The organism is Chelatococcus sambhunathii (assembly GCF_001418005.1).
GTDB classification, from domain to species: domain Bacteria; phylum Pseudomonadota; class Alphaproteobacteria; order Rhizobiales; family Beijerinckiaceae; genus Chelatococcus_A; species Chelatococcus_A sambhunathii.
In genome coordinates this window covers 397275-424070 of record NZ_LIOL01000003.1, presented here as the reverse complement: position 1 = coordinate 424070, position 26796 = coordinate 397275, and the positions used below count along the sequence as shown (strand labels likewise).

Sequence of the window (26796 nt, the reverse complement as noted above, 5' to 3'; positions counted from 1 at the left end):
CATGGCCATCGACGTCTCCCCCACCTTCAAGCCGCGCCTTCCGGGCTACCGGTTCAACCTGACCGGCTGGGCGAGCCTCGCCGTCGTCATCACCTGGGCGGCGGTCGCGGTCCTGGCGCCCTACCTGACGCCGCACGGCGTCGGCGACATCGTCGATCTCGACTACTTCGGCCCGATGAGCGCCGAGTTCCCGCTCGGGACCGACTATCTCGGACGCGACATGCTCTCGCGCATCCTGTTGGGCGCGCGCTACACGGTCGGCATTTCGCTCGCCGCGACGCTCATCGCCTGCACCGCCGGGGTGACGCTCGGCATGGCCGCTGCCGTCAGCGGCGGGTGGTTCGATGCGGCCCTCAGCCGTTTCCTCGATGCCTTGAACTCCATCCCCAGCAAGCTCTTCGGCCTCGTCGTCGTGGCCGGCGTCGGCTCCTCGATCCCGGTGCTCATCCTGACGCTCGCCATCATCTATACGCCTGGCTCCTATCGCTTCGCCCGGGCGCTCGCCGTCAACGTCAACACGATGGATTTCGTGACCGTGGCCCGCATCCGCGGCGAGAAGCTGGGCTATCTGATCGGCTCGGAGATCCTGCCGAACATCATCGGCCCGGTCTTCGCCGACGTCGGCATCCGCTTCGTCTTCATCGTGCTGCTGCTCTCGGGCCTGTCCTTCCTCGGGCTCGGCGTGCAGCCGCCCGAGGCCGACTGGGGAGCGCTGGTGCGCGAGAACATCGGTGGCCTGCCTTTCGGCGCTCCGGCGGTGATGGCGCCCTCCTTTGCCATCGCGAGCCTGACGATCGCGGTGAACCTGCTGATCGACAACCTGCCGCAGAAGATCCGGGATCGGAGCGCCTGATGAGCCACCTCGTCGAGATCCGGAACCTCAAGGTCGAAGCGACGACCGATGCCGGCCGGCGCGTCGACATCATCAAGGGTGTCGACTTCGACATCGCCGAAGGCGAGATCGTCGCGCTCATCGGCGAGAGCGGCTCGGGCAAGACCACGATTGCGCTGACCCTGCTCGGCCATACGCGGACGGGCTGCCGCATCGCCGGCGGCAGCATCCGCGTCGCAGGACGGGATATGGCACAGCTGAGCGAGAAGGGGCGAACCAGAGTCCGCGGCAGCGAGGTCGCCTATGTGCCGCAGAGCGCGGCCGCGGCCTTCAACCCGGCGCAGCGCATCATGGATCAAGTCATCGAGATCACCCGCATCCACGGTCTGATGCCGCGCGCCGCGGCCGAGGCCAAGGCGGTGGAACTGTTCCGCGCCCTTTCGCTGCCCTCGCCCGAGACGATCGGCACACGCTACCCGCACCAGGTTTCCGGCGGCCAGCTGCAGCGTCTGTCGGCGGCCATGGCGCTGATCGGTGATCCAAAGCTCGTGATCTTCGACGAGCCGACCACGGCGCTCGACGTCACCACGCAGATCGAGGTGCTGCGCGCCTTCAAATCCGTCATGCGGCAGAGCCGGATGGCCGGGGTCTACGTCTCGCACGACCTTGCCGTCGTCGCCCAGATCGCCGACCGCATCGTCGTGCTGAAGGGCGGCGAGGTGCAGGAGATCGGCACGACGCGCGAGATCCTGTCCGCGCCCAAGCATCCCTATACGCGCGCGTTGCTCGCCGCCTTCTCTCCGCCCGGCCGGGTCACAGCACAGCCGGCAGCGGAGAACGACACCGCCCGGCCGGTTCTGGAGCTTGAGGCCGTGAGCGCCGGCTATGGCAAGCCCGGCGCCGACGGGACGCCGCCGATCCTCGCCGTCGACAAGGTCAGCTTCAGGCTCGAGCGCGGCCGCAATCTCGGCATCATCGGCGAATCCGGCTGCGGCAAGTCGACGCTCGCCCGCACCATCGCCGGTATCATCCCGCCCGCCTCGGGCCACATCTATTTGGACGGCAAGCCGGTCGCCCCCCGGGCGCGCGACCGCAGCCCGGACGAGTTGCGCAGACTGCAGATCGTCTTCCAGTCAGCGGACACCGCGCTCAACCCGGCGAAGTCGATCGCGGACATCCTCGGCCGGCCGCTCGCCTTCTATCACGGACTACGCGGCGCGGCGCGCGACGCCCGCATCGACCGGCTGCTCGACCTGGTGCATCTGCCGCGCACCCTGAAGCACCGGCTTCCAGCGGAGCTGTCGGGCGGCCAGAAGCAGCGCGTCAACCTGGCACGCGCCCTTGCCGCCGATCCCGACCTCATCCTGTGCGACGAGATCACCTCGGCGCTCGACACGGTGGTCGCCGCCGCCATCATCGACCTGCTGAAGGACCTCCAGCAGGAACTCGGCCTGTCCTATGTCTTCATCAGCCACGACCTCCACACCGTGCAGGCGATCTGCGACGAGGTCGCGGTCATGTATCGCGGCGAGAAGGTGGAGCAACTGCCGGCCAGGGATGTGGGCAGCGCCGCCGGGCACCCCTACTCCCGCCTGTTGATGGCGTCGGTGCCGAAGCTCGACCCGACATGGCTCGACCGGCTGGAGCGCGACCCCGAGCTCGTGGCCGCCTTCGCGAAGCGCTGAGAGCCGTCACGCGCTGACGGGAAAGAGGCTCGTCAGCGGCAGGTGCGGCTTCACGATCGGCGACTTCAGCACGACGAAGCTGAAATACTTGTCGATGCCGATATCGAGGTCGATCAGCCGCTCCATGAGCGTCTGATATTCGATGATGCCGCTGGTGACGAACTTGACGAGATAGTCGTAGCCACCGGAGACGAGATGGCACTCGACCACCTGGTCGAGCTTGTCGACGGCCGCGAGAAAGCGGGCGAAATCGATCTGGCGGTGGTTCTTCAGCGTCACCTCGGTGAAGACCGTCAGCGTCTGGCCGAGCTTGCCGATGTTGATTAGGGCCGAATAGCCGAGGATATAGCCTTCCTGCTGCAGCTTCTTGACCCGCGTCAGGCAGGGGCTCGGCGAAAGGTGCACGAGATCGGCCAGCTCGACATTGGTGATCCGGCCGTTCTTCTGCAGCTCGCAGAGGATTTTGACGTCAATCTGATCGAGCTTCATCGCAACCTCGTCGGGCTGGGCGCTTCGCCGTCGAGGCGCCGTCTTGCTCTCGCGAGCCGGGTGCAGGCGACAGCCTGCACCCACCATACAGCAGATAGTGCCGTAGAAAAATCGAGAAGCTTGCCGGCATTAACGGAATAATATCGCAGATGGCTGGGGTACCCGCGAAAGGAAATGCCGCGTCGGATCGATCTACGGTGCCCGCGCCTTCTGCGGGGGCGCTAGGGTCTTTGCGTCCAGGGAGACCCACGATGCCGGCGCCACTTTTCGAGATCGAGACCAGCCCGACCCTGCCCGAGCGGGCCGATGTCGTCGTGATCGGCGGCGGCATCGTGGGCGTCTCGACCGGCTATTATCTCGCGCGCCGCGGCCTCAAGGTCGCCTTGCTGGAAAAGGGCCGGATCGGCGCCGAGCAGTCGAGCCGCAACTGGGGCTGGTGCCGCCAGCAGAACCGCGACGCCCGCGAGTTGCCGATGGCAACGCACAGCCTCGCGCTCTGGGACCGCCTCGCCACCGAGATCGGCGAGGACCTCGGCTTCCGCCGCTGCGGCCTGCTCTATCTCAGCAACGACGAGGCCCAGCTCTCCGTCTGGGCCAAGTGGCGCGATTTCGCCGCGAGCGAAGGGGTCGTCACGCACATGCTCTCAAGCGAGGAGGCCTCCGCCCGCGGCAGCGCGACCGGGCGGCGCTGGAAGGGCGGCGTCTTTTCCCCGAGCGACGGCACAGCCAACCCCGCACGGGCCGCTCCGGTAATCGCCCGCGGCATCATGGCTGCCGGCGGCACGGTGCATCAGTTCTGCGCGGCGCGCGGCATCGAGACGGCCGGCGGTCGCGTCGCTGCCGTCGTGACGGAGAAGGGCACGATCCGCACCGCGACCGTGGTCCATGCGGGCGGGGCTTGGGCCTCCTCCTTCCTCAACCAGCGCGGCATCCGCTTTCCCCAGTCTTCCGTACGCGCGTCGATCCTCTCCGTCGCCCCCGGCGCAGCGGGTCTGCCCGATGCGCTCCATACGACCGAGGTCTCGGTCACGCGCCGCGCGGACGGCGGCCATACGCTGGCGATCAGCGGCGGCGCCCGCGTCGATCCGACCCCACAGCAGCTGCGTTTCGCCCGCCAGTTCGTGCCCATGTTCCTCAGGCGCTGGCGCAGCCTCGCCCCGGGCGGGCTCCAAGGCTGGCGGGCCGGGCACGAGACGCTCGCACGCTGGCGGCTCGACGCGCCAACGCCGATGGAGGCGACGCGGATCCTGGATCCCACCCCCGATCCGCGCCAGATCGCCGAGACCCACGCCCGGGCGCGGCGCCTGCTGCCGGCCCTCGAGGCGGTCCCCGTCGCGGCGCGCTGGGCGGGCTATATCGACAGTACGCCGGACGGCGTGCCCGCCATCGGCGAGCTCGCAGCCCTGCCGGGCTTCATCCTCGCCGCTGGTTTCAGCGGCCATGGCTTCGGTGTCGGCCCCGGTGCGGGCCACATGATCGCGGACCTCATCACGGGCACGAAACCCATCGTCAATCCGGCGCCCTACCGGCCGGAACGGCTCGAAGGCTCCGCCTTCGGCAAGGTCGCGGAGTTCTAGGGACCGGTCATCCTCAGGCGGCGCGGCTCTGTCGAGGGGTGACGCCCTCCTTCAGCGAGCCCTCGACGACGACATAGGGCGCGCCGGATGCGGTCCGTTCCATGCGTGCGGCGATGCCGTAGACCTCGGCGAGGAGCGCCGGCGTGATCACTTCGGCTACCGAGCCGAGCGCGGCGAGGCGGCCGCCTGCGAGCATCATGACGCGATCCGCCACCTGCAGCGCCTGGTTGAGATCGTGCAGGGAGATGAGCACGCACAGGCCCCGCTCGCTGGCGAGTCGGCGCACGAGCGACAGCACCTCGAACTGGCGGTGAAGGTCGAGCGCGCTCGTCGGCTCGTCGAGCAGCACGATCTCCGGCTCGCGCGCCAGCGTCTGGGCGATGGAGACGAGCTGGCGCTGGCCGCCGCTCAGTTCGCCGAGGGAACGGAAGGCGAGATCCTCGATGGCGAGCGCCCGCAGCACGGCGTCGATAGCGGCGAGTTCGTCGTCGCTGACGCGCCAGGAGCCGTCCTGCTTTTTGGCGAGGAGGACGGACTCGTGGACCGTGAGCACGGCGTTCACGGCCATGTCCTGCGGCAGGTAGCACGGGACCCGCCCGGTGGAGCTGCCGACGCGCACCTCGCCCGGGCCGCGCGTCAGGCCGGCGATGCGGCGGAAGAGGCTGGACTTGCCGGCAGCGTTGGGGCCGATCACCGCCACCACCTCCCCGCCCCGCAGCGGAGGCGTGGTGATGCCGGCGAGGATCTCCCGCCGGCCGTAGCTGACACCGACGCCGACGAGTTCGAGACTCACCATGACCGCCTCCGAGTCGAGAGAATGAGGCTGAAGAAGAACGGCACGCCGATCAGTGCCGTAACGATGCTGATCGGGAAGACGAGGCCCGGGATGAGCGACTTGCTCACCACCGAGGCAGCCGAGAGGATGGCCGCCCCGGCGAGCGCCGAGGCCGGCAGGAAGAAGCGCTGGTCCTCGCCGATGATCATGCGGGCGATGTGCGGCCCGACGAGGCCGATGAAGCCGATGGTGCCGACGAAGGCGACGGGGACGGCGGCGAGCAGGCTGACGAGCAGCATGGTCTCGAGCCTGAGCCGGCGCACGTCGATGCCGAAGCTCGCCGCCTTGTCGTCCCCGAGCCGGAGCGTCGTCAGCGCCCAGGCACGGCGGACGAAGACGGGCAGGCACAGCGCCAGCACGGCCGTGGTGATGGCGAGCTTGTGCCAGGTGGCCTTGGTCAGGCTGCCCATGGTCCAGAACACGACGGCGCCGAGCGCCTGTTCCGAGGCGAAGAACTCGAGGAGTGCCAGGAGGGCGTTGAAGGTGAAGACGAGCGCGATGCCGAGGAGGACGATGGTCTCGGTGGTCACGCCGCGCCGCTGGCTGAGCACGTGGATGATGAGCGCCGCGGCCATGGCGGCGAGAAAGGCGTTCACCGCCACCACATAATTGATGGCTAAAGGCACGATGGCGATGCCGAAGACGAGGGCGAGCGCGGCGCCGAAGCTCGCCGCCGCCGAGATGCCGAGCGTGAAGGGGCTCGCCAGCGGGTTGTTGAGGATGGTCTGCATCTGCGCTCCGGCGATCGCGAGCGCTGCACCGACGACGACGGCCATGAGCGCGACCGGCAGGCGGATGTCCCAGATGACGACGCGCACCGCCACGGGCGCCGCATCCGGCGTGAACAGCGCCGCGAGCACCTCGCCCGCGCCGTAGCGCGCGGGGCCCAGCATCATGTCGGCGACGAGGCTCGTGAGCAGCAGGACCGCCAGCGCGAGCAGGATGAGCTGCTTGCGGAGGGTGCGAGCGCGGTAGGCGAACCGCGCTCCCTCCGGCTGCTCGGCGGCGATCGTGTCGCCGGTCACCGTCACTGCACCTTCTCCAGTGACACCCAGTAGCCCGGCTTGTACGGCAGGGGCAGAAAGCGCTCATGCAGGGTCTTCAGGGTCGCGTCGGCATCGACGTCCTTGAACAGATCCGGATGCAGCCAACGGGCGATCGCCTGGATGGCCACGAACTGGTAGGGGCTGTTGTAGAACTGATGCCAGATGGCGTGGACGCGGCCGTTGCCGACGGCGGCGGTGTGGGCGAAGGCCGGACGCTGGGTGAGGTTCGCGAGCTTGCGGCGCGCCTCGGCGAGGTCCGTGCCCGGTCCGAGGCCCACCCAGGCGCCGCCCGGCACATAGGCATCCCAGTTGCCGCCGGTGACGATGACGACATCCGGATTGGCGGCGACGATCTGCTCGGGATTGACGACGCCGAAGGTGCCCGGGATGAGGTCGGCGGCGAGATTGCGGCCGCCGGCGATCTCCACCATCTTGCCGAAGTTCTCACGGCCGAAGGACATGCAGCAGTCGTCGGAATAGCCGCCCGCGCGCTCGATCATGACGAGCGGCTGGTCGACTTTCGCGCCCTTCAGCCGGTCGGTGATACGAGCGATCTCGGCGGCGCGGAAGGCAATGAACTCCTCCGCCTTCTCCTCCTCGCCGAAGAGCTTGCCGATGAGGCGCATGGATGGCTCGGTGTTCTCGAAGGGCCGCTCGCGGAAATCGACATAGACGACCGGAATGCCGACGGCGGCGAGCTTCTCGATCAGCTTGGCCTCGTCGCTCGCGACCTTCGATTCGATGTTCATGAAGAGCACGTCGGGCTTCAGGGCAATCGCCTGCTCGACGTCGAACGAGCCCTCCTTCATGCCGCCGAAGGTCGGCAGCTTCGCGATGTCCGGATAACGCGCGAGATAGGCCTTGTAATTGTCCGGGTCGGCCTTCGGCAGGTCGTCGCGCCAGCCGACGATGCGCTTGAAGGGATCGTCCTTGTCGAGCGTGGCGACGAAATAGATCTGGCGCCCCTCGCCCAGGATGATGCGCTCGACCGGTGCCTTGACCTCAACCTCGCGGCCGAGCACGTCCGTCACCTTGACGGTCTCGGCCCGAGCCGCCAGGGGAGCCACGAGAGACACCGCCAGTGTGACCGCCACCGCCATCTTGCGAAGAAACTGCATTGTCGCCTTCCACCATACCGGGCTAGTTGGTGCAGGCACGTAGAGAATGTATTCGGACGGGTCAATCGCTATCTTTTTTAACTGATACAATGTGCATTACATGAATTAGAAAAATTTTAAAGAACCAGAGAGAAGAATTAGCGCACTGTCCCTCACGAAAGCGCTTGTTCACGCTTCCGTATCGGCCTAATACTGCGCGCCCGCACACGACCCGCAAAGACCAGGCGTGAGGACAGGAAGGCGCCATGACCCAACCCGCTCCCTTGTCGAACTTCTCGCTCAAGGAGGAGATCCGCGCCTATTGGTCGGACCGGGCGCCGACGTTCGACGGCGACGTGCAGCATCGCATCGCCGCCGGCCCTCCGTTCGACGCCTGGGCACGGGAGATTCGCGAGAGGCTCGGCACGGCGCCGTTGCACGTCCTAGAGCTCGCCAGCGGCACGGGCGAAGTGACGCGCGTCCTGACCGGGCTCGGCCACGAGGTGACGGGGCTCGACTTCTCGCCCGCCATGCTGGAGCTGGCGCGGGACAAGCACCGCGACAATCCGCGGGCGCGCTTTGTCCTCGCCGATGCCGAGAACACGATGGAGCCGGACGAACATTACGACGCCGTGGTGTGCCGCCATCTCGTGTGGACGCTGACGGACCCCGCCGCCGCCCTTGCCGACTGGCACCGCGTCCTCAGGCCGGGCGGCCATCTCATCATCTTCGATGGCAACTGGGTGCGGCAAGGCCTCGTCGGGCGGCTGGCGGCGTGGCTCATCGCCCGGCTGCAGCAGGCTCCGGCCGTGCCGGGCGGACGGGACGCGACGAGCCGCGCCCGGCACGCGGCGATCATGCAGCAACTGCCCTTCGGCGACGGCCTGACCTTTGAAGCCCTCGCCGGGCTCGTCTCCGCCGCCGGCTTCACGGACATCCGCCGCGGCAGCCATGCGCGCATCGGTGCGGCGCAGCGCCGGGGCGCGGCCTTCGCCGACAAGCTGCGCACCCTCACCTACAGGCGTTTCATCCTCCACGCGCGCCGCGGCTGACGCTAGCGCTCCCCGATCTCGAGCAGGAAGCTCTCGAGAACCTTCCGGCTCTGGGCCAGCTTCTCCGTCTTCAGGTCGGCGAGGCGGATCTGTTCCTTGAGAACGTCCCCCAATTCATCGCAAGGCTCGAAGACCGGGCCCTCTCCGCGCACGCACGGCAGAAACTGCCGGATGGTCGCCAGCGTCATGCCCGCCGAGCCGAGCAGCCTGATCCGCTCGACCGTGCGCACCTCGGCCGGGTCGTAGTCCCGATAGCCGCCCATGGTGCGCTGCGGCTTCAGCAGCCCCTCGGCCTCGTAATAGCGCAGCATGCGGACGCTCACGCCGGTGCGCCGGGACAATTCGCCGATCCTCATATCACGCCTTGACTCTGACAGCGCTGTCAGACCCTAAGGCCGTTGCTCGTCGATGTGAACACCACGAGGAGCAAGACCATGTCTTCTGACGCCAGCCTTTACGGGGCCTGGATCGACGGCCACGCGGCCACCCCCGATGAGCTGATACCCCGGGCCTTCGCCGGGTTTGCCCATTTCACGGCGATGCAGGTGCGCGGCCGCAGGGTCAAAGGACTGGATCTGCATCTGGCGCGCCTGCGCAAAGCATCCATGGCGCTTTTCGGAAGGGCGCTGCCCGACGAGCAAGTCGCGTCCCGGATCGCGGCGGCAATCGCGGCGGGCCCCGAAGACCTGTCCCTGACGGCCACGGTCTTTTCGCGCAAGGGCGAGTTCACGGCGGACAGCATGGATGCCGAGCCGGTGGTTCTCGTGCGGACGGCGGCACCATCCAGCGGCCCAAAGGGGCCGCTCCGGTTGGCTGCGGTCGACTACGAGCGGCCGCTCGCCGCCATCAAGCATGTCGGCGAGGTGGGCAAGACCCACTACTTGCACCAGGCCATACGCCAGGGGTTCGACGACGCCGCCTTTCGCGACCGGCACGGGCGGCTGAGCGAGGCGACCATCTGGAACCTCGCCTTCTGGGATGGCGACACCGTCATTTGGCCGAAGGCCGCGATGTTGACCGGCACGACGATGGGCATCGTGCAGCGGCAGCTCGAGCGCCTGGGGATCCCCCAGCGCCGGGAGGAGATCACCCTGGAGAAGCTCCAATCCTTATCCGGCGCGGCCGTGATGAACTCGTGGACGCCGGGCATCGCAGTGACCGCGATCGGTTCGAACGTCCTGCCCGAGGCAAGGCCGTTCATCGCCCTGCTGCATGACGCCTACGAAGCCGAGCCGGCCAGGGAAACGAGCTGATCGTCCTTGAGGGCGACGCCGCTGAGGCGCCGCCGCAGCATCTCGCCGGCGAGCCAGACGATCTTGTCGGCCGCGGCGGCGTAGGAGAGCCCGCCGTTGCGATGGATATTGGAGATGCAGTTGCGCTCGGCGTCGCGCGTGCCGCGCTTCGGCGCATAGGTGAGATAGGCGCCGACGCTGTCCGGCACCGTCAGACCGGGTCGCTCCCCGATGATCACGACGACCGCCCGGGCGCCAAGCGCCTCGGCGATCTCGTCGCCGAGGGCGACGCGGCCCTCTTCGGCGACGACGAGCGGAGCGAGCCCGAGGTGGCGCGGCAGGCGCGCCAGGATGGCGGCGACGAGCGCCGGCGCGTGGGCAGTGATGCCCGTGGCGGAGAGGCCGTCCACCACGACGAGGGCAAGGTCGTGGTCGCCCTTGGGCAGCGACGGCAGGCAGGCAGGATCGAGCCGGCGGCCGAGGTCGGGGCGCCTCAAATAGGTCGGCCGGTCCGGCGCGAGGCTGCGCACGCGGATGGCCGGCGGATCGGCCAGCGCCGCCGCGAGCGCGGCAGCGTCGAGCCGGGCATGGACAGCATCGCGGGCGAGGGCATGGGCGGCCTGGAAGGCGAGCACCGCGCGCGTCGGCTGGGCATCGCCCACCTGGCCGAGGCCGATGCGGGCCGGGGTCGCGGCTCTCAGCCGCGCCCAGGGATCGGGCGGCTGCGGATCGGGCCCGTGCCGGACGGGAGGCTGCTCAGCCATCGGTGCCACCCGCAAGGGCGAGGAAGCGCTGGGCCGGCAGGGCATCCCGATCGAGCGTGCGCAGGCGCCCATCGGGGCGGGCGAGGCCCGTCTCCGCGAGCCAGGCCTCGAATTCCGGCGCGGGGCGCAGGCCGAGAGTGGAGCGCAGGTAGAGGATATCGTGGAAGGAGAGCGACTGGTAGTTGAGCATGACGTCGTCCGCCCCCGGCACCGCGATGAGGAAGTTGACCCCGGCAATGGCAAGCAGCGTCGCCAGCGTGTCCATGTCGTCCTGGTCGGCCTCGGCATGGTTGGTGTAGCAGACGTCGACGCCCATCGGCAGGCCGAGCAGCTTGCCGCAGAAGTGGTCCTCGAGCCCGGCGCGGATGATCTGCTTGCCGTCGTAGAGATATTCCGGCCCGATGAAGCCGACGACGGTGTTGACGAGCAGCGGACGGAAGGCGCGGGCGACGGCATAGGCGCGCGCCTCCAGCGTCTGCTGGTCGACGCCGTGGTGGGCATCGGCCGACAGCGCCGAGCCCTGCCCCGTCTCGAAATACATGACATTGTTGCCGAGCGTGCCGCGCTTCAGCGATAGCGCGGCCTCGTGCGCCTCGCGCAGGATGGCGAGATCGACGCCGAAGCCGCGGTTGGCCGCCTCGGTGCCAGCAATGGATTGGAAGACGAGGTCGACCGGCCCGCCGCGCGCCATGATCTCGATGGTGTTCGTAACATGGGTGAGCACGCAGCTCTGGGTCGGGATGGCATGGCGCTGGCGCAGTTCGTCCAGCACCTCGAGCAGGGTGATGGCATTGCCGACACTGTCGGTGACCGGATTGACGCCGATGAGGGCATCGCCGCTGCCGAGGAGAAGCCCGTCGAGCGTGGCAGCGACAATGCCGGCAGGATCGTCGCTCGGGTGGTTGGGCTGCAGGCGGCTGGCGAGCCGCCCCGGCAGGCCGAGCGTCGTGCGGAAGGCGACCTCGACACGGCACTTGCGGGCGACCGCGATCAGGTCCTGGTTGCGCATCAGCTTCGACACCGCCGCCACCATCTCCGGCGTCAGCCCGGGCGCCAGCGCCGTCAAGACCGGCGTCGTCGCCGCGTCGGACAGCAGCCAGTCGCGAAAGTCCCCGACCGTCATGTGGGCCACGGGCGCGAAGGCCGCGGCATCGTGGCCGTCGATGATGAGGCGCGTGACCTCGTCGTTCTCGTAGGGCACCACGACCGCGTCGAGGAAATGGGCGAGCGGCACATCGGCAAGTGCCTGCTGCGCGGCAGCGCGATGCGCGGCATTCGTCGCCGCGATGCCGGCCAGCTCGTCGCCGGAGCGCGGCGGAGAGGCGGCGGCGAGCAGCCCGGCAAGCCCGGCGAAGACGTAGCGGGTGCCGCCGAGATCGGCGGTGAACGCAGCCATGCGATCCACTCCCTCGCGCGACGATCGAGGTACACGACGACCGGGGCAATGCTAGCACGCCGCCGTTTTCGCGCGAGGCCCACCTTGCTCCGGAACAGCCTGCGACGGCATCGGCCATCAGGAGGATGCACAGGGCTTCCTGCCCCCGGAACAATCTCGGCTCTCGAACGCTTTGGGCGAAACAAGGGAGTGGATGCCATGGGTGATGACAGTATCAGCACCATCCGCGGGACCTTCGCCCCACGGGAGGCCGCCCGTGCCGAAAACTCAGACCTCGACGCCGCACTGCGCGGCAGCATCGCGATATCGGCCGACGTCAGCCGCAGCCAGACCGCACGGGCCGAGCAGGTTTTTCGCGAGGCCGGCGCGACCGATGTCGAGACAGGTTGAGGGCCGTCCCATGTCAGAGCTCAGTCCCTTCGAACTCGAAGGCCGCATCAACGGCCTGAAGGAAGTCCTCGCCATCGTCGTCGGGCATCTCGTGAGGAACGGCGCCGACGATCTGAAGGCCGCGTTGGAGGATCGCCTGACGATCATGGACCAGCAGGAGGATCCCGGCGCCGTCATGCAGCCGAGCTTCGCGGCCGAGGCCGCCGCGGCGCGGGAGATCCAGTCGCTCATCGAGCACGCCTTGGGCCGCACGGAAGGGCTGCGTGATGGACGACGTCACCCAACTGGCTAATGAGCCATCGAGCGAAGGATAGTTCCGGAATGAAAACGACCGGAGCGGATGAGAGGCCGCCTGACACGAAGGCGGTCGCCATCATCGTCGAGGCGGTGGCAAGAAAGGCGGCCCGGAACCCGTCCAAGCTGCGGACAGGGCGAGCGGATCGCCATCGCAGGCCGGACCAAGGCCGACATCGGTCATGGTCTCCCTAATTGCAAGGGCCGGCGGGCCGCAAGGGTCCGTGGACGCCCGGCACGCGCGCCCGCCGCGCGCTGACGCGGCGGGCAGCCGTTCAAAGTTTAGTTTTCTCGACGGCGCCGATGGGTAGTGCGACCGCATGGAGGAAGTCGTCCAAGAGCTGTCTGGGCTTTTCGAAGAGACACCTGTCCTGATCGCCGTCTATGACGGCTTCGATCGTCTGCGCTACGCAAACAAGGCCTTTCGCGCCGCCTATTTCATCGAGCCGGGCGAGATGCCGCTGTGGGCCGACCTGATGCGGCGCAACCATCAGGCCAGCCGGGGCACGGTCATCCACGCGGCCGATTTCGAGGAGTGGCTGCGTTCCACGCAGTCGCGCCGCGGCAAGATGGGCTTCCGCGCCTTCGAGACTGACCTGCTCGACGGCCGCTGGCTGTGGATGACGGAGACGATGCAGGCCGACGGCTGGATGCTGTGCATCGCCAGCGACATAACCGGCTTGCGGGCCAGGAGCCGCGCGGTCCGCCAGGACCGGGACCTCGCCATCAAGGCCTCCTACACCGACGAACTGACCGGAGTGGCCAATCGCCGCTTCGTGATGGGGCGGATCGAGGACATGCTGCAGCGCGGCGCTGCGGTGCGCGGCTGCCTCGCCGTCCTCGACATCGACGGCTTCAAGGCCATCAACGACCGGTTCGGACACCAGACGGGCGACCAGATCCTGCGCGACTTCACGATCAAGGTGCACGGCCTCGTTCAACGCACCCATTGCTTCGGCAGGGTCGGCGGCGAGGAATTCGTCCTCGTCATGCCGGGCACCTCCCTCGAGGAAGCGGCCCTGATCGTGGAGAAGATGCTCGTCATCGTCCGCAAATCGCGTCCGCTCACCGAGCGGCCCGACTTCAGCTATACATTCTCGGCGGGAATAGCTGCCTGCCGGGAGGGGGACATCGCCCTCAGCCTCTATTCGCGCGCAGACAAGGCGCTCTATTGCGCCAAGATGGCCGGCCGCAATCGTATCCAGCTCGACGGCTCCGACTCCGACCAGTCGGCCGCCAGCGGATAGAAAGCGCCCCCCCCCCCCGCTCCCGCGCCAGGGGCGCCGGCCGACTATGCCTCCGCTCAATCCTGCAGGTATTTCCACTTCACCATCCGCTCCCGAAGGTCGATCACGCGGCCGTCGACGGTGAAAGTGCCGTCGCCCCGGTGGTGGAGCGTTCGCTTTTCCCTGCGGTCCGCGTCAATCCAGATGCGCACCGCCTCCAGGATGAAGAGGTTGTAGCGGTCCACCAGGCTCGTATCCGCCACCCGACATTCGATATTGGCGAGGCAGTCGGCAACGAGTGGCACGGCGACATCGCGCGCGGGGACTGAGGTGAGGCCGAAGGTCTCGAATTTGTCGGTCGTCTCGCCGGAGCAATTACCGATGGCGACAACTTTCGCCGCAAGATCGACCGTCGGAATGGCGATGACGCATTCGCCGCTGTCGCGCAAGGCGCCGAAGCTGTAGTCCCACGGGCCGATGATGCAGCCTATCAGCGGCGGCATGTGCTGCATCACCATGTGGAAGCCCACCGTCATGACGTTCGGCTTTCCATCGCGGACGGTGGCGACGAGGACCACCGGGCCAGCCTCGAGCAGACGGTACGCCCTGGAGGCGGGCATCTCCTGCATGGTCTCATCTCCTCGGCAGGATCTTGATCCATCGTACTGTGCCGCTCTGGCGGTGTCATCGCGGCAATCACGGCAGCATGCCGCCCGACACCCGATGCAGCGCGTCTCGCCATCTCCCCTGGTGGAACGCCCGGCCCGGCAAAACGACCCCTGCCGGACGCTATGCGCCGCGACCTCGACCGGCGGGCGCGGAAGAGGTAGAGACGCAGCATGGCCACCGTCCTGCGCACACCCCAATCGTTCCGCGAACGCGTCGGTGCCCTGCGCCATCTGCCGGCCTTCATCCGCCTCGTCTGGGCTGCGAGCCCGGCGCTGACCTCGGCGAGCATCGCCCTGCGCCTCGCGCGCGCCGTCGTGCCGGTGCTGATGCTCTATATCGGCAAGCTCATCATCGATGCCGTCGTCGCCGAGGCGCGCGTACCCCATCCCGACTGGTCGCTCGGCGACTGGATCGAGAGCGGCCGGCTCGCGCATGTCGGCACGCTCGTGGCGCTGGAGCTTTGCCTCGCGATCGTGGCGGATGTCTCCGGCCGCCTCAGCTCGCTCGTCGACAGCCTCCTCGCCGAGACCTACAGCAATTTCGCCAGCATCCGCCTGATGGAGAAAGCGGCCTCGCTCGACCTCGAGCAGTTCGAGAGCAGCGAGCAGCAGGACCGGCTCGACCGCGCCCGGCGCCAGGTCACAGGTCGCACCAGCCTGCTCGGCCTCGTCTTCGGCCAGATTCAGGACATCCTCGGCGCCGTCACGCTGATGATCGCGCTCGCCGCCTACTGGCCCTCGCTGATCCTGCTGATGCTCGTCGCGCTGCTACCGTCGCTGCTCGGCGAACTGAAGTTCAACGCGCTCGGCTACCGCCTCGACTATTTCCGCACGCCCGAGCGGCGACAGCTCGACTACGTGCGCTATCTCGGCTCCAGCATCGAGACCGCCAAGGAGGTCAAGCTCTTCGGTCTTCAGCGCTTCCTCATCGAGCGTTTCCGCCGCTTCGCCGAGACCATGTACCGCGACAACAGGCGCCTCGCCACCCGCCGGGCCTTCTGGGGCGGTCTGTTCGCCGCCTTCGGCACCCTCGCCTATTACGTCGCCTATGCTGCCGTCATCTGGCGCACCATGGCGGGCGACTTCAGCGTCGGCGACATGACGTTCCTCGTCGGCTCCTTCCTGCGCCTCAAGGGCCTGCTCGATGGGCTGCTGCTCGGCTTCTCGCAGGTGGCGGGCCAGGCGCTCTATCTCGAGGACCTGTTCTCCTTCTTCGAGATCGCACCGCGCGTCGTCTCGCCACCCGATCCGGTGCCCGTCCGGCAGTCGATCCGCTCCGGCTTCGTCTTCGAGGACGTCGGCTTCCGCTACGAGGGCGCGCAGCAATGGGCCATCCGGCATCTCGACCTCGAGATTCCGGCCGGGGAAGTGCTGGCCCTCGTCGGCGCCAACGGCGCGGGCAAGACGACGCTCGTCAAGCTCCTCGCGCGGCTCTACGATCCGACGGAGGGCCGCATCCTGCTCGACGGCCGCGACCTGCGCGACTACGACCTCGACATGCTGCGCAGCCGCGTCGGCGTCGTCTTCCAGGATTTCGTGCGCTTCCACTTCACGGCAGCGGAGAACATCGCCATCGGCGACATCGGCGCGGCGGGCGACCGCGAGCGGATCGCCGAGGCGGCGGACCGCAGCCTCGCCGGCGCGATCATCGCCCGGCTGCCGCTCGGCTTCGAGCAGCCGCTCGGCCGGCGCTTCGGCGGCGGCATCGACCTCTCGGGCGGCGAATGGCAGAAGATCGCCATCGCGCGCGCCTATATGCGTGACGCCGAGGTGCTCATCCTCGACGAGCCGACCTCGGCGCTCGACGCCCATGCCGAATACGAGGTGTTCCAGCGCTTCCGCGACCTCAGCGCGGGCAAGACGACGCTGCTCATCTCGCACCGCTTCTCCACCGTGCGCATGGCCGACCGCATCATCGTCCTCGAGGGCGGCCGCATCCTGGAGGCCGGCACGCATCAGGCGCTCGTCGCCCGCGGCGGTCGCTATGCGCAGATGTTCGAGTTGCAGGCCGCCGGCTATCGCTGACGACCGCGGCTGTTCGGGTCAGCGCTTGCGCAGCACCGCCTTCGCGTCCTCCACAAGCTTCTCGGCCGCCTCGGCGACGGTCAGCTTGCCATAGGCGAGCTGGTCGGCAACCGGGCGGAAGACGTTGCGGTCGTATTCGTTGGCGCCGATCGGCGCGGGAGGCGGATAGTCCATCACCCGGTCCTCGAGCATGTTGACATAGGCGACCGTCGCCTGCTCGGTCGGGTTGAGATTGGGCAGGATCGCCTCGCGCACCTTCGGCGACATGGGCACGCCACGCTCGACGCCGAGGATCTTGCCCGCCTCGATGTCGTTGACGAAGAAGCTGATGAACTCCGCCGCCGCCTCGGGGTGCTTGCAGCTCGCACCGATGCTCCAGATGAGCGCTGGGCGATAGAAGTGGCCGGACGGCGCCCCCTTGCCCGCCTGCGGCACCATGGCGATGCCGAGCTTGTTCTTGATCAGCAACTGGTAGCCGACGAGCTGGTTGGAATAGGTGAAGCCGATGGCCGACTTGCCGAGCGCGAGGCAGTTGTTCTGGATGGAATTGTCGTCGATGGAGGCGACGTCGGCCGGCACGATGACCTTCTTGTCGCGCAGACCCTGCCAGTAGGTATAGAACTCCTTGATGTCGTCGACGGTAAAGCCGATGCCGCCATCCTCCGAGAAGGTCGTCTTGCCGCGCTGGCCGAGCCAGACCTGGAAGACGTAGTGATAGCGGCTGCCGTCCGGCGAGGCCCAGTATTCGCCCGGGCGGCCGACGGCCTTGTTCAGCTCCGTCACGAGCCGGGCATAGTCGTCCCAGGTCGTGTCCGGCGTCGGCGCCGGCAGGCCCGCCTTCTCGAACATCGCCGTGTCGTAGAACATCGAGAAGGAGTTGAGGCCGAGCGCGACGCCGTAGAGATTGTCGTAGACACGCCCGAGATCGACCATGCGCTGGCCGAAACCCTCGATGTCGAGGGGCTTGGGCAGGAATTTCGTGAGATCAAGGCAGGCGCCGCGCCCCGAATAGTCGGGCAGCGTGTTGGGCTCGAGCTGGAACACGTCCGGAATGTTGCGGCCGGCCATCTGGGTCGCGAGCTTCGGCCAGTAGGCGTCGCCGCCGACGGGCTCGCCGATGACCGAGATGCCCGGATGGGTCTTCGAGAAGAGCTCGGCCACGGCGAGCGTGCGCTGGGCCCGGTCCTGCGAGCCCCACCACGTCGCGCGCAGCCGGACCGTCTGCTGCGCCTGCGCGGGGCCACCGGCGAGCGCCGGCAGCGCGGTCGCGGCACCCGCGGCGAGGGACGATTTCAGAAAGCTCCGCCGATCCAAGCGCATCATTTCCTCCTCCGGGTTATGACGGCCGGACGCCAGACAAGGCTCGCCGGTCCGCAATTTTGCAGAAGGATATGCAAACGGGAAAATGAGCGCAAATGTTTTCTTGTATTGCAAATTTGCATTAACTCACGCAAACATGAGCCCATGACCGACGCCGCATCCATATCAGCAAGACGCCCCCGCCAGGCGGACATCGCCGAACGGGCCGGCGTTTCCATCAGCACGGTCTCGCGGGTGCTCGCCAACGAGCCGGGCATCAGCGACAGCGTGCGTCGCCACGTGCTCGAGGTGGCGGAAGAGATCGGCTATCTCGCGCGCCGGCAGGCCTCCGGCCCCGGTCATCAGCTCGTTGCCCTGGTCCATGCCGTGCAGGCGACGGCCGACCTCAGCTCCTTCTACGACGGCGTGCTCAGGGGGCTCCGTGAAGCCGCCGAGGATGCCGGCATGCCGCTCGCGGTGCGCCTCACCTATGCCGACGCGATCACGCGGGAGGAGCTCGAACGCCACCTCGCCGAGGCGGGGGCGGGCGGGCTCTTCCTCGTCGGCGTCGATGCGCCGGAGACGACCGGCCGCTGGCTGCGCGAAGCGGGGATCCCCGTCGTCCTCGTCAATGGCGCCGATCCAGGCCTCACGTTCGATTGCGTCTCGCCGTCGAACTTCTACGGGGCGCGGCAGGCGACCGAGATCCTGCTCGCGGCTGGCCACCGGCGCCTCGCCTATCTGACGCGCAGCGTCCGGCCGACCCTGCGCGAGCGCATCCGCGGCTTCGAGGCGGCCATCGCGGCGACGCCCGGCGCGCGCGGCACGGTCGTGGAGCTGAAGCAGGGCGAGACCGGGCTGCAGGAGGGCATCAACACGATGAAGACCCTCATCGCGGAGGGAACGGACGTCACGGCCGTGCTGTGCCTCAACGACCTCATCGCCGTCGGAGCCATGGAGGCGGCCCAGCGCGCCGGCCGCCGGGTGCCCGACGACATCTCCTTCATGGGCTTCGACGGCCTGCCCTGCGCGGCCATGGCGAGCCCGCGGCTCGCCACCATGGACGTGCCGCGCGAAAAGCTCGGCCGCGAGGCCCTGGCGCTGATGCAGGCGCGCCTCGCCTCCCCGCACGAGCCGGCGCGGCAGGTGCTGCTCGCGGTCCGGCCGCAGGCCGGCGGCAGCGTCGCCCCGCCCGGATCGTAAGGAAGCGACCGCCCGGCCGGGCCGCGTCAGAGCCCATGAGATCAGCGCCCACCACCAGCGATCCGCCCAGACAAGGCGAGCCCCCGATGCCCATCGATCCCTCGCGCAGCAACCCCTTCGCCGGCAACCCGCTGCGGACCCGCGCCGATGTCGTCAAGGCGCTCGACGACAGCTTCGCGCCGCTGCTGCCCTATTTCGACCCGGGCGGCGGCGCGCGCGTGCGCCTCGACGCCGCGGCGGCGCATTTCGACCGTGCCGCGGCCGATTTCGAGGGCTTCGCCCGGCCGCTCTGGGGGCTCCTGCCGCTCGCGAAAGGCGGCGAGCCCTTCGCCCACTGGGCCATGTACCGCGACGGCCTCGCGAACGGGCTCGATCCTGAGCATCCCGGCTTCATCGGCCGGGCCGGCCCGCGCGACCAGCGGCTCGTCGAGCTCGCGGTGATCGGGCTGGCGCTGCGCCTCTGCCCCGACATCTTCTGGGAGCCGCTCGACGCCCGCGCGCGCAAAAATGTCGCGAACTATCTCCTCGAGGCCCGCCGCCACGACTATGCCGACAACAACTGGCGCTTCTTCCGCGTCCTCGTCGACATGGGGCTGAAGCACGTCGGCGTCGCCTTCGACGAGAGCCTGACGGAGGCCTATCTCGACGAGATCGACGGCTGGTATCTCGGCGACGGCTGGTATCGCGACGGCAATGTGCGCCGTATCGACCACTACATTCCCTTCGCCATGCATTTCTACGGCCTCATCTATGCGGCGCTCGCCGCGCCGGGCGATCCGCGCGCCGCGCGTTTCCGCGAGCGGGCGCGGCTGTTCGCGCAGGACATCCGCCACTGGTTCGATGATGCGGGCGGCGCCCTCGCCTTCGGCCGCAGCCTCACCTATCGCTACGCCATGGCCGGCTTCTGGGGGGCGCTCGCCTTCGCCGACGAGGAGGCGCTGCCCTGGGGCGTGGTGAAGGGCCATTACCTCAGGCACCTGCGCTGGTGGGCGGACAAGCCCATCGCGCATCGCGACGGGGTGCTCTCCGTCGGCTACGGCTATCCCAATCTCCTCATGTCGGAGAACTACAATTCCGCCGGCTCGCCCTATTGGGCCTTCAAGGCCTTCCTGCCGCTGGCGCTGCCCGAGAGCCACCCCTTCTGGCAGGCCCGGGAAGAGCCGGCCGAGCCGGCGTCGGAGCCGGTCCCCCTCCGGCATCCGGGCATGGTGATGACGCAGAGCCCCGGCAATGTGGTGGCGCTCTCCTGCGGGCAGGAGAACCTCGCCATGCGCTTCGGCTCCGAGAAATACGCCAAGTTCGTCTATTCGAGCCGCTACGGCTTCAGTGTCGAAAGCGACGAGCGCAACTTCGGCCTCGCCGCGCTCGACGGCATGCTCGCCTTCAGCGACGACGGCCTGCACTTCCGCGTGCGCGAGGGCAACGAGGAGGCGCAAATCGCCGGGGACAGCCTCTTCGCGCGCTGGCGGCCCTTTCCCGACGTCCTGGTCGATACGTGGCTCGTGCCGGCGGGCCTGTGGCACATACGCCTCCACCGGATCGTGACGCCGCGGCCGCTCCTGACCGCCGAAGGCGGCTTTGCCATCGCCCGGGCCGACGGCGCCGCGGACAGGACCGAGGAGGCGGACGGCCGAGCCTGCGTCACGAGCGTCACGGACTTCAGCGGCATCGCCGACCTCGGCTCCACGGTGACGCGGCGCGGCATCGCCAGCAAGGTCGCGCCGAACACCAACCTCATCGTCGCCAAGACCACGGTGCCGCAGCTGCGGGCCACTGTTCCCGCGGGCGAGAGCCTTCTCGTCACGGCGGCGCTCGCGAGCCCGGACCTCGCGGCAGTGCGGGCGGCGTGGGCGAGCCCGCCCCCGGCGCCGGACCTGCCGACCGTGGAGCGATTATTCGCCACCAAGGGCGAGCGGGTGAGCGCGATCATGATCGAGGAGGCGCCGCGATGAAGCCCGGCATCGCCTTCGCCATGGATCCGGCCCGCACCGGCCACGTGCTGCCGCCGGATCTCCTGGCACGCCTCGCAACGCTCGGGCGCATCGTCGATCCCGTGCCGCTGAAGCGCTTCGACGACGCGCGCGCCCGTTCCGTCCTGGCCGCCACCGAGATCCTCGTGACGGGCTGGGGGTGCCCGACCATCGATGCGGCGGTGCTCGGCCTCGCTCCGCACCTCCGGCTCGTCGCCCATGCGGCGGGGACGGTGAAGCATTTCATCGGTGAGGAGGTCTATGCCGCCGGCATCCGCGTCACCCATGCGGCGGAGGCCAATGCGGTGCCGGTGGCCGAGTTCACGCTGGCGGCGATCCTCTTCGCGGCCAAGCAGGTCTTCCGCTTCCACCGGCTCTACCGCGAGGATCGCCACCGCGGGCGCATCGATGCGCTCAAGGGCCAGCCGATCGGCAATTACCGCAAGACGGTCGGCATCGTCGGCGCCTCGCGCATCGGCCGGCGGGTCGTTGCCCTGCTGCGGCCCTTCGGCTTCACCATGCTGCTCTACGACCCGCATGTCGATGCGGCGGAAGCCGCGCTTCTCGGCGTCGAAGCCGTGCCCCTCGGACAACTGATGGCGCGTTCCGACGTCGTCTCGCTGCACGCGCCGGCCCTGCCCGCGACGCGGCACATGATCTCGGGGCCGATGCTGGCACGCCTGAGCGACGGCGCGACGCTCATCAACACGGCGCGCGGCATCATCGTCGACGAGGAGGCGCTGATCGCCGAGCTGCGCACCGGCCGCATCAGCGCCATCATCGACGTGACGGAGCCGGAGGTGCCGCCGCCCACGTCGCCGCTCTACGATCTGCCGAACGTGTTCCTGACGCCGCACATTGCCGGCGCCGTCGGCACCGAGCGCACCCGGCTCGGCGAGATGGCGGTGGACGAGATCGCCCGTTTCTGCGCCGGCGAGCCCCTGCTCTACGAGGTCCATCCGACCCTGCTCGAGCGGCTCGCATGATCGGGCTCGCACCGGCCCTTTGCTCCGTCACCTTCCGGCAGCTGCCGCCGGGGGAGATCGTGGCGCTCGCCCGGCAGGCGAATCTCGCCGCCATCGAATGGGGCGGCGACGTGCACGTGCCCGCCGGCGATGTCGCCATGGCGCGGCACGTGCGCCGCATCACCGAGGAAGCGGGCCTCCTGCCCGCCTCCTACGGCTCCTATCTCTACCCGCCGGACCACGGCCTCGAAGACTTCCGCCGCGTCCTCGACACATGTCACGCACTGGGCTCGAGCAACGTGCGGATCTGGCCGGGCCGGCGCGAGCGCCCCTCCGCCGCTTATGACACCAAGGAGCGCAGCGAGGCGGCCGACCTCATCCACGCCATGGGAGAGCTGGGGCGCGCGGCCGGCATCTCCATCTCGCTCGAATACCACCCGAATTCGCTCACCGACGAGACGGGCTCCGCCGCAAGCCTGATGGACGAGATCGCGCACGATAATGTCCATCTCTACTGGCAGCCGCGCCCGGGCCTGCCGCTCGACGAAGCCCGCGAGGAGATCGCCCGCATCGGCCCGCGTGTCTCCCATGTCCATGTCTTCGCATGGGACGGCGCGCGCCGGCGCTATGCGCTCGCCGACCGCGCGACGTGGTGGTCGGCCGTCTTCGCGGCGTTGCCGGAAAGCCGCTTCGAGGGAGTGCGCTACGCCATGCTGGAATTCGTGCGGGACGATGCGCCGGAGGCGTTCCTTGCCGATGCCGCGACCCTTCGCCGGCTCCTCGACCGCCGGGCGCCGGCGAGCGCCTGAACCATCGCCGGTATCAGCCCGCCGCGATGATCTGCGCGCGGAAACGGGCGCGGCGACACCGGCCAGCCCGTCCGCCGCATCGCCCTCGCCAGCTTTCCGAAGCAATCGTTGCGGCAGCGCATGGACTCGCGCCACCGATATGCTACTGGCGGTCACTGTCCAGCGACAGGGGCACAGATGCGTCTCAGAGACTGCCACAACTTCCATGATTTCCGCCGCATGGCGCGGCAGCGGCTGCCGGGGCCGATCTTCAACTACATCGACGGTGCCGCCGACGACGAAGTCACCTATCGCCGCAATACGGAGGCCTTCGACCGTTGCGATCTCGTGCCCAATGTCCTGCGCGGCGTGGGTGACGTCGACATGTCGGTGACGGTCATGGGGCAGCGGCTGGCGATGCCGGTCTACTGCTCGCCTACGGCGCTGCAGCGGCTCTTCCACCATCAGGGCGAGCGTGCGGTGGCGGCCGCCGCCGCGCGCTTCGGCACGATGTTCGGCGTCTCCTCGCTTGGCACTGTCAGCCTCGAGGAGGCGCGCCGCATCAGCGGCGGACCGCAGGTCTACCAATTCTACTTCCACAAGGACCGTGGCCTCAACCGCGAGATGATGGCCCGCGCCAAGGAGGCGGGTATCGAGGTGATGATGCTGACCGTGGACAGCATCACCGGCGGCAACCGCGAGCGCGACAAACGCACGGGCTTTGCCATCCCCTTCCGGCTCAATTCCTCCGGCATCGCCCAATTCGCCATCAAGCCGGCCTGGGCCCTCAATCATTTCCTCCACGAGCCCTTCCGACTCCCGCAGCTCGAGAGCCATGTGGACATGGGTAGCGGCGTAATGTCGATCAGCCGCTACTTCACGGAGATGCTCGACCCCTCCATGTCGTGGGACGACGTCGCGGGGATGGTGCGCGAATGGGGCGGGCCGTTCTGCCTCAAGGGCGTCATGTCGGTCGAGGATGCGCGGCGCGCCGTCGAGATCGGCTGCACCGGGATCGTCCTCTCCAACCACGGCGGGCGCCAGCTCGACGGCTCGCGCACCGCCTTCGACCAGCTCGCCGAGGTCGTCGATGCGGTCGGCGACCGCATCGACGTCATGATGGACGGCGGCGTGCAGCGCGGCACCCATGTGCTCAAGGCGCTCTCGCTGGGCGCCAAGGCGGTCGGGCTCGGCCGCTACTACCTCTTCCCCCTCGCCGCCGCCGGACAGGTGGGCGTCGAGCGCGCCCTCGAGCTGATGCGCAACGAGATCGAACGCGACATGAAGCTGATGGGCTGCGCCTCGGTGGGCGAACTCACCCGGCAGAACCTGCGCTTCCGCTGACCTTCGCCCGGCACCATCGTCCTGCTGTCCATGTCGTCATGACAACGACCTTCTGACAGAGGAGAAGCGTGGACGCGCTGCCTCACAAGCCGCCGAGACAGACGTATTTCAGCTCCAGGAAGCCCTCGATGCCGTACTTGGAGCCTTCGCGCCCCATGCCGGACTGCTTGACGCCGCCGAAGGGCGCCATCTCGTTGGCGAGGAGGCCAGTGTTGACGCCGACCATGCCGCTTTCCAGCGCCTCGGCCACGCGCCAGACGCGCGCCATGTCCCTGGCGTAGAAATAGGAGGCAAGGCCGAATTCGGTATCGTTTGCCATCGCAATCACCTCCTCCTCATCGCGGAAGGCGATGATCGGCGCGAGCGGGGCGAAGGTCTCCTCCTTCGCGACCCTCATCTCCTGGGTAATGCCGGTCATCACCGTCGGTTCGAAGAAGGTGCCGCCAAGGTCGGAACGCTGGCCGCCGAGGACGAGCCGGCCGCCTTTGGCGAGGGCGTCCGCCACGTGCTCCTCCATCTTGGCGACGGCGCGTTCGTCGATCAGCGGACCCATCGCGACGCCGTCCTCGGTGCCGCGGCCGAGCTTGAGCGCGCGGGCCTTGGCCACGAGCTTCTCGGTGAAGGCCTCGACCACAGTCTCCTGCACGTAGATGCGGTTGGCGCATACGCAGGTCTGACCGGCGTTGCGGTATTTGGAGATGATCGCGCCTTCGACGGCGGCATCGAGATCCGCATCGTCGAAGACGATGAAGGGCGCATTGCCGCCAAGCTCCAGCGACAGGCGCTTGATGCCGTCGCCGGCTTCGCGCATCAGCCAGCGGCCGACACCGGTCGAGCCGGTGAAGGTGATCTTGGCGACCTTCGGATTGCGGCAAAACTCCTCGCCGATGGGCCGCGCCTCACCGGTGATGACTGAGAAGGCCCCCTTCGGGACGCCCGCCCGTTCGGCGAGCACGGCAAGCGCGAAGGCGGACAAGGGCGTCTGCGCCGCCGGCTTGAGCACCATGGTACAGCCGGCCGCCAGCGCCGGGCCAACCTTGCGGGTGATCATGCCGTTGGGGAAGTTCCAGGGCGTAATGGCCGCGCAGACGCCGACAGGCTGCTTGAGCACGACGATGCGCTGGTCAGGACGCGCGCCGGGAATGACGTCGCCGTCAATACGTTTCGCCTCCTCGGCGAACCATTCGAGATAGGCGGCATTGGAGACGATCTCGCCCCTGGCCTCGGCGAGCGGCTTGCCCTGCTCCGTCGTCAGGATCAGCGCGAGGTCGTCGACATTGGCGAGGATGAGCTCGTACCAGCGTCGCAGGATCTGGCTGCGCTCCTTCACCGGGCGCTTCGCCCATGCCTTCTGCGCCGCCTCAGCCGCATCGATGGCACGGCGGGCGGTCTCGGGCCCGAGGTCCGGCACCTCCATGATGAGCGCGCCGTCGACGGGATCGGTGACGGGAATGGTCCGGCCGTCCGGCGCTTCGATCCACTCGCCACCGACATAGGCCTTGCCCGTCAGCAGCGACGGGTCCCTGAGGTCGAGCACGCGGCGGCCGGCTGTCTTGTCGTGTACGGTCATCAATGCACTCCCAGGAGGCGCAGGACGGCGGGGACGCCGAGCGACACCCCCGACAGGAAGAGGAGGACGAAGACGATGCGCCGCATCACCTGCGGAGCGATCGGCGGCGGCCAGCGGCGCGCGGCGAAGGTCGCCGCCATCACGGCCGGGATGGCGAAGAGGCCGGTCAGCGTCGAGGGCCCGGGCAGGTTGCCGGAAAAGGCGACGAGGCCGATGCGGAACACGGCATTGAGCGCGAAGACGCCGACGAGCGTCTCGCGGATCGTCGCGAGGGCCAGCGGCTGGCGGTAGAAGTGATAGACGAGCGGCGGCCCGGCCGTCGAGAACATGCCGCCCATGAGGCCCGCGATACCGCCGAAGAAGAGGAAGGAGGCGCCGCCGGACTTCTGCGCGAGCGGCGCCGGCCGCATGGCCAGCTGCAGGCTGGAGGCGATGATGACCGCACCGAGCACGAGGCGCAGCATGTCGGCCCGGGCGTCGGCGAGCCATTCGAGCAGCCAGTAGCCGGCAAAGAGCAGCGGCACGCTCGCGGCCATGACGAAGGCGAACTCGCGCCAGGCGACATCGCGCCAGCCCTTCAGCAGCATCTGCGTTGCGTTGACGAGCGTCAGCACGCTGACGATCATCGCCGCATCGGGCAGGGACAGGAGGCCGGTGAGGCCGACGCCGCCCATGGTGATGAGGCCGAAGGCGAAGCCGGTCAACGTCTGGGCATAGGCGGCGGCGAACGCGAGCGCCAGAAAACCGATGAGTTCGCCCGGCGACATGCCTCAGAGGGTCCTCGTACAGGCGAAGAGCTTCGCGAAGGCCGAACCGGCACGGCGGACGACCGGCGCGACGATGACGTCCGGCCCATGCAAACAGGCATCCTGCGCGGCATCGGCGCGCGGATCGTCCTCGAAGTGGCGGAAGAGCGGGCGCTGCGCGGGCCGGCCGCGGATGGAGGCTTCGTTCACGAGGGACTTCAGGTGGAGCACGAGGCGGGCATGGATTCGCGTGATGCGCGCGGAATGTGCCAGTACTTCGCCGTCCTGATCAATCTATAGATT

At 68.5% G+C, this 26796-nt stretch carries 26 protein-coding genes; 14 read left to right on the top strand and 12 right to left on the bottom strand.

Going from position 1 to position 26796, the window contains the following annotated elements:
- Nucleotide 1 precedes the first annotated feature (1 nt).
- Complete coding sequence (locus ASC46_RS08540) at nucleotides 2–853, top strand: ABC transporter permease (RefSeq protein ID WP_055458854.1); 852 nt, start codon at nucleotides 2–4, stop codon at nucleotides 851–853.
- On the top strand, nucleotides 853–2517 hold the full coding sequence (locus tag ASC46_RS08535; RefSeq protein ID WP_055458853.1) for an ABC transporter ATP-binding protein: 1665 nt from the start codon (nucleotides 853–855) through the stop codon (nucleotides 2515–2517). Before ASC46_RS08540 ends, ASC46_RS08535 begins: the two co-directional genes overlap by 1 nt.
- A 6-nt stretch (nucleotides 2518–2523) precedes the next feature.
- Here the strand turns inward: ASC46_RS08535 and ASC46_RS08530 are convergent, their stop codons facing one another.
- Nucleotides 2524–3006, bottom strand: coding sequence for an Lrp/AsnC family transcriptional regulator (locus ASC46_RS08530; RefSeq protein WP_019402962.1), 483 nt, complete (start codon nucleotides 3004–3006; stop codon nucleotides 2524–2526).
- Between the two features lie 251 nt (nucleotides 3007–3257).
- Between ASC46_RS08530 and ASC46_RS08525 the strand changes: the two genes are divergently transcribed.
- On the top strand, nucleotides 3258–4583 hold the full coding sequence (locus ASC46_RS08525; RefSeq protein WP_055458852.1) for an NAD(P)/FAD-dependent oxidoreductase: 1326 nt from the start codon (nucleotides 3258–3260) through the stop codon (nucleotides 4581–4583).
- Nucleotides 4584–4596: 13 nt separating this feature from the next.
- Here the strand turns inward: ASC46_RS08525 and ASC46_RS08520 are convergent, their stop codons facing one another.
- From ASC46_RS08520 to ASC46_RS08510, 3 genes are read right to left on the bottom strand one after another with little or no spacing between them, the layout of a single operon-like run.
- Nucleotides 4597–5379, bottom strand: a complete 783-nt coding sequence (locus ASC46_RS08520; protein ID WP_055458851.1) for an ABC transporter ATP-binding protein — start codon at nucleotides 5377–5379, stop codon at nucleotides 4597–4599.
- A complete protein-coding gene (locus ASC46_RS08515) occupies nucleotides 5373–6449 on the bottom strand; it encodes a FecCD family ABC transporter permease (protein WP_210165981.1) in 1077 nt (358 codons plus the stop codon). Before ASC46_RS08515 ends, ASC46_RS08520 begins: the two co-directional genes overlap by 7 nt.
- Nucleotides 6446–7582 carry an ABC transporter substrate-binding protein gene (locus ASC46_RS08510; RefSeq protein ID WP_055458850.1) on the bottom strand — a complete coding sequence of 379 codons (1137 nt, stop codon included), beginning with the start codon at nucleotides 7580–7582 and terminating at the stop codon, nucleotides 6446–6448. The genes ASC46_RS08515 and ASC46_RS08510 overlap by 4 nt, the downstream gene beginning before the upstream one ends.
- Before the next feature lie 245 nt (nucleotides 7583–7827).
- On the opposite strand from ASC46_RS08510, the gene ASC46_RS08505 reads away from it, so the two are divergent.
- The gene (locus ASC46_RS08505) at nucleotides 7828–8613 is read left to right on the top strand and encodes a class I SAM-dependent methyltransferase (protein ID WP_055458849.1); all 786 of its coding nucleotides are present in this window, start codon (nucleotides 7828–7830) and stop codon (nucleotides 8611–8613) included.
- Between the two features lie 2 nt (nucleotides 8614–8615).
- Here the strand turns inward: ASC46_RS08505 and ASC46_RS08500 are convergent, their stop codons facing one another.
- Nucleotides 8616–8969, bottom strand: a complete 354-nt coding sequence (locus tag ASC46_RS08500) for a MerR family transcriptional regulator (protein ID WP_055458848.1) — start codon at nucleotides 8967–8969, stop codon at nucleotides 8616–8618.
- A 78-nt stretch (nucleotides 8970–9047) separates the two neighbouring features.
- On the opposite strand from ASC46_RS08500, the gene ASC46_RS08495 reads away from it, so the two are divergent.
- Nucleotides 9048–9866: an aminotransferase class IV family protein gene (locus ASC46_RS08495; RefSeq protein WP_055458847.1), complete on the top strand. Its 819-nt coding sequence runs from the start codon at nucleotides 9048–9050 to the stop codon at nucleotides 9864–9866.
- Here ASC46_RS08495 and eutC read toward each other — a convergent pair.
- Together eutC and ASC46_RS08485 are read right to left on the bottom strand one after the other, a co-directional pair.
- Nucleotides 9833–10609 carry an ethanolamine ammonia-lyase subunit EutC gene (eutC, locus tag ASC46_RS08490; RefSeq protein ID WP_055458982.1) on the bottom strand — a complete coding sequence of 259 codons (777 nt, stop codon included), beginning with the start codon at nucleotides 10607–10609 and terminating at the stop codon, nucleotides 9833–9835. The genes ASC46_RS08495 and eutC overlap by 34 nt on opposite strands.
- On the bottom strand, nucleotides 10602–12005 hold the full coding sequence (locus ASC46_RS08485) for an ethanolamine ammonia-lyase subunit EutB (protein WP_055458846.1): 1404 nt from the start codon (nucleotides 12003–12005) through the stop codon (nucleotides 10602–10604). The genes eutC and ASC46_RS08485 overlap by 8 nt, the downstream gene beginning before the upstream one ends.
- A gap of 198 nt (nucleotides 12006–12203) precedes the next feature.
- Between ASC46_RS08485 and ASC46_RS08480 the strand changes: the two genes are divergently transcribed.
- From ASC46_RS08480 to ASC46_RS08470, 3 genes are all read left to right on the top strand, one after another.
- On the top strand, nucleotides 12204–12395 hold the full coding sequence (locus ASC46_RS08480; protein WP_055458845.1) for a hypothetical protein: 192 nt from the start codon (nucleotides 12204–12206) through the stop codon (nucleotides 12393–12395).
- 10 nt (nucleotides 12396–12405) lie between these two features.
- The gene (locus ASC46_RS08475; protein ID WP_055458844.1) at nucleotides 12406–12687 is read left to right on the top strand and encodes a hypothetical protein; all 282 of its coding nucleotides are present in this window, start codon (nucleotides 12406–12408) and stop codon (nucleotides 12685–12687) included.
- Nucleotides 12688–13009: 322 nt separating this feature from the next.
- Nucleotides 13010–13936 carry a sensor domain-containing diguanylate cyclase gene (locus ASC46_RS08470; protein ID WP_055458843.1) on the top strand — a complete coding sequence of 309 codons (927 nt, stop codon included), beginning with the start codon at nucleotides 13010–13012 and terminating at the stop codon, nucleotides 13934–13936.
- A 56-nt stretch (nucleotides 13937–13992) separates the two neighbouring features.
- Here ASC46_RS08470 and ASC46_RS08465 read toward each other — a convergent pair whose 3' ends face one another.
- Complete coding sequence (locus ASC46_RS08465; RefSeq protein ID WP_055458842.1) at nucleotides 13993–14544, bottom strand: flavin reductase family protein; 552 nt, start codon at nucleotides 14542–14544, stop codon at nucleotides 13993–13995.
- A 210-nt stretch (nucleotides 14545–14754) separates the two neighbouring features.
- On the opposite strand from ASC46_RS08465, the gene ASC46_RS08460 reads away from it, so the two are divergent.
- A complete protein-coding gene (locus tag ASC46_RS08460) occupies nucleotides 14755–16608 on the top strand; it encodes an ABC transporter ATP-binding protein (protein WP_055458841.1) in 1854 nt (617 codons plus the stop codon).
- A gap of 18 nt (nucleotides 16609–16626) precedes the next feature.
- Here ASC46_RS08460 and ASC46_RS08455 read toward each other — a convergent pair whose 3' ends face one another.
- The gene (locus tag ASC46_RS08455) at nucleotides 16627–17928 is read right to left on the bottom strand and encodes an ABC transporter substrate-binding protein (protein ID WP_055458981.1); all 1302 of its coding nucleotides are present in this window, start codon (nucleotides 17926–17928) and stop codon (nucleotides 16627–16629) included.
- 144 nt (nucleotides 17929–18072) lie between these two features.
- Here ASC46_RS08455 and ASC46_RS08450 point away from each other — a divergent pair, with 144 nt between their 5' ends.
- The 5 genes from ASC46_RS08450 (at nucleotide 18073) to ASC46_RS08430 (ending at nucleotide 24177) form a co-directional block, all read left to right on the top strand.
- Nucleotides 18073–19110: a LacI family DNA-binding transcriptional regulator gene (locus ASC46_RS08450; protein ID WP_055458840.1), complete on the top strand. Its 1038-nt coding sequence runs from the start codon at nucleotides 18073–18075 to the stop codon at nucleotides 19108–19110.
- Nucleotides 19111–19196: 86 nt separating this feature from the next.
- Complete coding sequence (locus tag ASC46_RS08445; protein WP_055458839.1) at nucleotides 19197–21062, top strand: DUF2264 domain-containing protein; 1866 nt, start codon at nucleotides 19197–19199, stop codon at nucleotides 21060–21062.
- Complete coding sequence (locus ASC46_RS08440) at nucleotides 21059–22066, top strand: hydroxyacid dehydrogenase (RefSeq protein WP_055458838.1); 1008 nt, start codon at nucleotides 21059–21061, stop codon at nucleotides 22064–22066. The genes ASC46_RS08445 and ASC46_RS08440 overlap by 4 nt, the downstream gene beginning before the upstream one ends.
- Nucleotides 22063–22854 (top strand): sugar phosphate isomerase/epimerase family protein, encoded by a 792-nt coding sequence (locus ASC46_RS08435; RefSeq protein ID WP_055458837.1) that lies wholly within the window; start codon nucleotides 22063–22065, stop codon nucleotides 22852–22854. Before ASC46_RS08440 ends, ASC46_RS08435 begins: the two co-directional genes overlap by 4 nt.
- Before the next feature lie 177 nt (nucleotides 22855–23031).
- The gene (locus tag ASC46_RS08430) at nucleotides 23032–24177 is read left to right on the top strand and encodes an alpha-hydroxy acid oxidase (RefSeq protein ID WP_055458836.1); all 1146 of its coding nucleotides are present in this window, start codon (nucleotides 23032–23034) and stop codon (nucleotides 24175–24177) included.
- An 82-nt stretch (nucleotides 24178–24259) separates the two neighbouring features.
- Here ASC46_RS08430 and ASC46_RS08425 read toward each other — a convergent pair whose 3' ends face one another.
- From ASC46_RS08425 to ASC46_RS21905, 3 genes are read right to left on the bottom strand one after another with little or no spacing between them, the layout of a single operon-like run.
- Complete coding sequence (locus tag ASC46_RS08425; protein ID WP_055458835.1) at nucleotides 24260–25747, bottom strand: NAD-dependent succinate-semialdehyde dehydrogenase; 1488 nt, start codon at nucleotides 25745–25747, stop codon at nucleotides 24260–24262.
- Nucleotides 25747–26514, bottom strand: coding sequence for a sulfite exporter TauE/SafE family protein (locus ASC46_RS08420; RefSeq protein WP_055458834.1), 768 nt, complete (start codon nucleotides 26512–26514; stop codon nucleotides 25747–25749). The genes ASC46_RS08425 and ASC46_RS08420 overlap by 1 nt, the downstream gene beginning before the upstream one ends.
- Nucleotides 26515–26517: 3 nt before the next feature.
- Nucleotides 26518–26703: a hypothetical protein gene (locus ASC46_RS21905; RefSeq protein ID WP_342585597.1), complete on the bottom strand. Its 186-nt coding sequence runs from the start codon at nucleotides 26701–26703 to the stop codon at nucleotides 26518–26520.
- Nucleotides 26704–26796: the final 93 nt, after the last annotated feature.

Bases quoted from the DNA above. Each gene is read 5' to 3' on its own strand.
- ASC46_RS08540 (WP_055458854.1), top strand. From the start codon at position 2: ATGGCCATCGACGTCTCCCCCACCTTCAAGCCGCGCCTTCCGGGCTAC.
- ASC46_RS08535 (WP_055458853.1), top strand. From the start codon at position 853: ATGAGCCACCTCGTCGAGATCCGGAACCTCAAGGTCGAAGCGACGACC.
- ASC46_RS08530 (WP_019402962.1), bottom strand. From the start codon at position 3,006: ATGAAGCTCGATCAGATTGACGTCAAAATCCTCTGCGAGCTGCAGAAG.
- ASC46_RS08525 (WP_055458852.1), top strand. From the start codon at position 3,258: ATGCCGGCGCCACTTTTCGAGATCGAGACCAGCCCGACCCTGCCCGAG.
- ASC46_RS08520 (WP_055458851.1), bottom strand. From the start codon at position 5,379: ATGGTGAGTCTCGAACTCGTCGGCGTCGGTGTCAGCTACGGCCGGCGG.
- ASC46_RS08510 (WP_055458850.1), bottom strand. From the start codon at position 7,582: ATGCAGTTTCTTCGCAAGATGGCGGTGGCGGTCACACTGGCGGTGTCT.
- ASC46_RS08505 (WP_055458849.1), top strand. From the start codon at position 7,828: ATGACCCAACCCGCTCCCTTGTCGAACTTCTCGCTCAAGGAGGAGATC.
- ASC46_RS08500 (WP_055458848.1), bottom strand. From the start codon at position 8,969: ATGAGGATCGGCGAATTGTCCCGGCGCACCGGCGTGAGCGTCCGCATG.
- ASC46_RS08495 (WP_055458847.1), top strand. From the start codon at position 9,048: ATGTCTTCTGACGCCAGCCTTTACGGGGCCTGGATCGACGGCCACGCG.
- eutC (WP_055458982.1), bottom strand. From the start codon at position 10,609: ATGGCTGAGCAGCCTCCCGTCCGGCACGGGCCCGATCCGCAGCCGCCC.
- ASC46_RS08485 (WP_055458846.1), bottom strand. From the start codon at position 12,005: ATGGCTGCGTTCACCGCCGATCTCGGCGGCACCCGCTACGTCTTCGCC.
- ASC46_RS08480 (WP_055458845.1), top strand. From the start codon at position 12,204: ATGGGTGATGACAGTATCAGCACCATCCGCGGGACCTTCGCCCCACGG.
- ASC46_RS08475 (WP_055458844.1), top strand. From the start codon at position 12,406: ATGTCAGAGCTCAGTCCCTTCGAACTCGAAGGCCGCATCAACGGCCTG.
- ASC46_RS08470 (WP_055458843.1), top strand. From the start codon at position 13,010: ATGGAGGAAGTCGTCCAAGAGCTGTCTGGGCTTTTCGAAGAGACACCT.
- ASC46_RS08465 (WP_055458842.1), bottom strand. From the start codon at position 14,544: ATGCAGGAGATGCCCGCCTCCAGGGCGTACCGTCTGCTCGAGGCTGGC.
- ASC46_RS08460 (WP_055458841.1), top strand. From the start codon at position 14,755: ATGGCCACCGTCCTGCGCACACCCCAATCGTTCCGCGAACGCGTCGGT.
- ASC46_RS08455 (WP_055458981.1), bottom strand. From the start codon at position 17,928: ATGCGCTTGGATCGGCGGAGCTTTCTGAAATCGTCCCTCGCCGCGGGT.
- ASC46_RS08450 (WP_055458840.1), top strand. From the start codon at position 18,073: ATGACCGACGCCGCATCCATATCAGCAAGACGCCCCCGCCAGGCGGAC.
- ASC46_RS08445 (WP_055458839.1), top strand. From the start codon at position 19,197: ATGCCCATCGATCCCTCGCGCAGCAACCCCTTCGCCGGCAACCCGCTG.
- ASC46_RS08440 (WP_055458838.1), top strand. From the start codon at position 21,059: ATGAAGCCCGGCATCGCCTTCGCCATGGATCCGGCCCGCACCGGCCAC.
- ASC46_RS08435 (WP_055458837.1), top strand. From the start codon at position 22,063: ATGATCGGGCTCGCACCGGCCCTTTGCTCCGTCACCTTCCGGCAGCTG.
- ASC46_RS08430 (WP_055458836.1), top strand. From the start codon at position 23,032: ATGCGTCTCAGAGACTGCCACAACTTCCATGATTTCCGCCGCATGGCG.
- ASC46_RS08425 (WP_055458835.1), bottom strand. From the start codon at position 25,747: ATGACCGTACACGACAAGACAGCCGGCCGCCGCGTGCTCGACCTCAGG.
- ASC46_RS08420 (WP_055458834.1), bottom strand. From the start codon at position 26,514: ATGTCGCCGGGCGAACTCATCGGTTTTCTGGCGCTCGCGTTCGCCGCC.